We start from the raw sequence: 4645 nt of genomic DNA, 5'->3' as shown, positions 1-4645 counted from the left end.
GGCACCCCAAGCACCTGGGCATAAATCCCGGCCAGAATCTCCTCGCTCGGAGTGGCCGGGGCCCGATACCGTTCGGTCCCGTATTCGGGGGCGGGCAGCGCGCGAGTATCGAGCTTGCCATTGACCGTCACCGGCAACTCGTCGAGAACCACCACTGCGGCGGGAACCATGTAGGCAGGCAACCGATCAGCCAACGCAGCGCGCAAACCGCCCGGATCCGCCGCCCCGGAAACGTAACCGACCAGCCGCTTGTCGCCGGGGCGATCCTCGCGTGCGATCACCGCCGCCCACTCGACCCCGTCGAGCTCCATTAGGGCGGTTTGGATTTCGCCGCGTTCGATCCGATAGCCGCGAATCTTGACCTGCTCATCGGCGCGCCCCAAATACTCGAGCTGCCCATCAGAGCGCCACCGCACCAAATCCCCGGTGCGATACATCCGACCCCGGCCGAATGGGCACGCCACAAACCGCGACGCGGTCAACCCCGAACGGCGCCAATACCCAAGCCCCACACCGCGGCCCGCCACATACAATTCCCCCACCACGCCGTCGGGCACCCGGTGCAACCATTCGTCGAGCACAAAAAACGCCAGGTCCGGCAACGGCGCCCCAATTGGGCTGGCCTTGCTATCCAGGTCCGTGTTGATGATCTCGCGCATCGAGGCATGCACAGTCGTCTCGGTGATGCCGTACATGTTGATCAGGCGCGGCAATCCTGGGTGGCGGTTCCGCCATGCACGAAGACGCTGTGGTTCCAGCGCTTCCCCGCCGAACACCACGGTCTCGAGTTTGAGCTGATCCGACTTTGGCGATGGCGCGTCGATGGTTTGCAGCGCATAAAACGCCGACGGGGTCTGGCTCAACACGCTGACCTGTTCGGCAACCAGCAAGGCGCGCAAGTCGTCCGGGGACCGGGTCACCGATTCGGGCACCACTACCAGCCGTGAACCACCGAGGAGCGCACCGAAGATTTCGCCCACCGAGAAGTCGAACGCCAACGAGTGACACTGGGTCCACACCTGCCCCGCTGCCAGCCCCACGTCCACGTCGTCGAGCGCTTCGACCAGCCGGGTGACATTGCGATGGGTGACCGCCACACCTTTGGGCACGCCGGTGGTCCCCGAGGTGTAGATCAGGTAGGCGACATCATCCGGGCGCGGCTCCGGCAACGCCGTGCAGGGGTGCGTATCAATACGCGGGTCGTCGATATCGACGACGACCAACTCATGCCCCGCCAGTCGGTCGCCCAATTCGGTGGTGGTGATCGCCGCGAGAGGTGCGGCGTCGGTGAGCATGAATTCGATCCGCGCGCCAGGCAGCGCGGCGTCGATCGGCAGATACGCGGCCCCCGTCTTGAGCACCGCGAATATCGCTACAACCGCCTCGGCTGAGCGGGGCAATAGCAGCGCCACAGACTCGCCGGGGCCGGCACCCTCGCCGGCCAGCAAGTGCGCCAAGCGGTTTGCGGCCTCGTCCAGCTCCCGGTAGGTCATCGAGCTGCCCCCGTAAGTCAGCGCGACCGCGTCGGGAGCGCGTAGGACTTGGGCGGCGAACAGCGTCGGAATCGATGCCGAAGCGGGTGCCGGCTCGGTCAGGACCGTCTGATTGCCCCACCGATCGAGGCGGGCACGCTCGTCGGCATCGAGCAGATCGACCGATGACAGCCGTCGCACGGGATCGGCCGTCATCGCCACCAGCACCCGCCGGAACCGCTCGATCAGCGCCTCGACGCTCGCCGCGCCGAACACATCGGTGTCGAATTCGACGCGCAGGCCCAGTTCTACGCCCGGCGTGGCTTGCACCGTGAGCGGGTAATGATTGAATTCGCGGCTAGCGAAATCGGTGATGTTCAACCCGTCGACGCCCAATGGTGCGCCGGTGTCGATCGGAAAGTTCTGGAACACGAACAGGGTGTCGAACAGTTGGTCGTGGCCACTGATGCGGTGAATGTCGCTCAGCGACAGATGTTGATGCTCAAGGGTTTTGGTGTGGGCGCTTTGCAACTGATCGATCAGGTCGGCGGTGGTGGTCGCCGGTGTGACTCTCGCCCGCACCGGCACGGTGTTGATCAACATGCCGACCATCGAGTCCGCACCGGACACCTCGGCGGGCCGACCCGAGACCGCGACGCCGAAGGCGACGTCATGCCGGCCGGTCAGCGAAGTCAGCAGCAGCGCCCACGCCGCCTGCAGCACGGTGTTGACGGTGGTGTGCTGCGAGCGGGCCAGATCGCCTAGCGCAAGCGTGATCTCGGCCGGCAAACGACGAGAGGTAACGCCTCGCGGCCCCAGCTGCGCCCGCCCCGGCGGGCCCACAAGCGTGGGAGTGTCGAAGCCGGCCAGCACCTCGCGCCACGCTGTGCGGGCGACATCGAGGTCTCGGTCCGCCAGCCAGCTGACAAACCTGCGATACGGGATCGGCGCGGGCAGCCGCTGCCCGTAATAGCCCGCGAAGATCTCCCGCAGCAGGATCGGCAGCGACCAGCCATCCAGCACGATGTGGTGAGCGGTCAACACAATCCGGTGCTGGTCTTGCGCGGCGCGAATCAGCGCCACCCGGAACGCCGGCGGGTCGGTGAGGTCGCAGACTGCCGCGCGTTCGCTGGCGCACAGTTGGTCGATCTGCTCGTCGAGATCGTCGCCGCCGACTGCGACGTACCGCCACGGCGTCTGGGGATCGGCGGGGATGATCTGGACCGGTTCGTCGAACTGTTGGCAGAATATGGCCGCCAGGTTGGGATGGCGGCGGACCACCGTGTCCACCGCTGCGCGCAGCCGGTGCTGGTCGAGGGGACCGCTTACGGTGATGTCCAGCTGCATCGCGTACACATCGTCGCCGCTTCCGTGCGCGGTGCTGGCGTGGAAGAGCAGCCCGTGTTGCATCGGGGTCAGTGGCAGAACATCGGCGATGGTGTATTGCTTTCGCAGCGCGTCGATTTGGTGCTGCCCAAGCCGTGCCGGCGCGATGTCGGACGGGGTCAATCCGCCCCCGCCGCGCTGAACGCGCGCGCAGATGCCGGCCAGCGCGTCGAACCACAACTGGGCGAGGCGGCTGATCTTGATGTCGTCTAGGGCCGACGGCGCCCACGTCCAGTTGGCGTGCAGGTGGGGGCCGGCGTGGGTGTCGACGGTGGCGATGTTGAGGTCGACCGTGTGCGCCAACGGCATGGGTATCGCCGTCGCCGCGCCGGTGGCCGACAGGCCATCCTCGCTGATCCGCCACAATTCGCCGGACGGCTCGGCCGCTGCGCCCAGGCGTCCCAGATAGTTGAATCCGATCGGCGGGTCGGACCCGGCCAGGTCGACGTCGGCGTTCAGATAGCGCAGCAGACCGTAAGTCAATGGGTCGGGCAGGGCGCGGAGCTGTTCTTTGACGTCGTTGATCACCGCCCCCAGCGCGGCCTCGCCGGCAATGACCTGCGTCCAGGACAGTCGGCCAACCGTCAGGGCCACCGGGTATTTGGTGGTGAACCAGCCCACCGTGCGCGACAGGTCGACGTCGGGGAAATGTTCGTCGTGGCGGCCGTGGCCCTCGACGTCGATGCCGATCGGCGCGCTGCCGCTGGCCTCGAATTGCGCCAGCGCGAGGGCGAATCCGATCAACAGGATGTCCTGTATCCCGGCGTGGAACGCCGCGGGCACCTCACCGAGCAGCATGCGGGTGGTCTCGACGTCGAGGTCCATCGACAGGTGCCCAGCGCTGGCATAGGTGTCGAGTTCGGGTTGCACCGCGGCCAGTGCGGCGGGGGCGGCGGCCACCTGGCGCCAGGCCTCGGCCTGTTCTAGCACCGTCGGGTGTTGGGCGTGCTCGGTCAGCAGCGCGGCCCACCCCGCGAACGACGTCCCGCCCGCCGGCAAGGCCACCGGCTCGCCGCTGCGGTGCTGTGCCCACGCGATGTTCAAGTCCTCCAACAGGATTCGCCATGACACGCCGTCGACTGCGAGATGATGGATGATCAGCGCCAACTGGCCCGTGCCCGCGACCCACAGCGCGCTGACCATCGTCCCGGCCGCCGGATTCAGTCGGGCTCGCGCTTGGAAAAGCTCTACATCGGACAACGCGCTCACCGATTGCACGCACGCGTTGGCGTCCACCGACCCCGGCTCGGGAACGGTCAGCGACCAGTCCTCGCCGACGCGCAGCCGCAGCATGGCGTGTCGATCAATCAGGGCCTGCACCACGAGCACCACGTCGGACTCGGTCACCCCCGCGGGAGCCTGCACCACCACGGTCTGGTTGAACTGCTCCACCGGACCGTCGACGTCGTGCAACCATCGCATGATCGGGGTCGCGTCGACCGGCCCCACACCGTCATCGATCGCGTCGCCGGCGCCGGTCGCGACCCCGGCCACCCGCGCCAGCCGGGACACGGTCTGCTCGACGAAAATGTCACGCGGTTTGCAGGTGAGGCCGGCGGCACGCGCGCGCGTGACCACTTGCATCGACAGGATGCTGTCGCCGCCGAGGTCGAAGAAGGAGTCGTCGATTCCGACGCGTTCCATGCCGAGGACTTGGGCGTAGATGGCGGCCAGGATCTCCTCGGCGGGTGTGGTGGGTGCGCGGTAGCCGGTGGTGGTGCCCGCCGAGGGGGCCGACTTCGGATGGCAGGTCGTTGATGCCACGGGTTGGCCGGCGGCTCGGTTGA

Annotated in this window: 1 protein-coding gene; it reads right to left on the bottom strand. The window is 67.3% G+C overall.

Going from position 1 to position 4645, the window contains the following annotated elements; genetic code table 11:
• Nucleotides 1-4645, bottom strand: a 4645-nt coding sequence (locus A5736_RS10885; RefSeq protein WP_139333252.1) for a non-ribosomal peptide synthetase, incomplete at both ends; no start/stop codon positions are given.

Source organism: Mycobacterium sp. SP-6446 (genome assembly GCF_001954045.1).
In the GTDB taxonomy this organism is placed as follows: domain Bacteria; phylum Actinomycetota; class Actinomycetes; order Mycobacteriales; family Mycobacteriaceae; genus Mycobacterium.
This window is presented reverse-complemented; position numbering and strand designations above follow the sequence as displayed.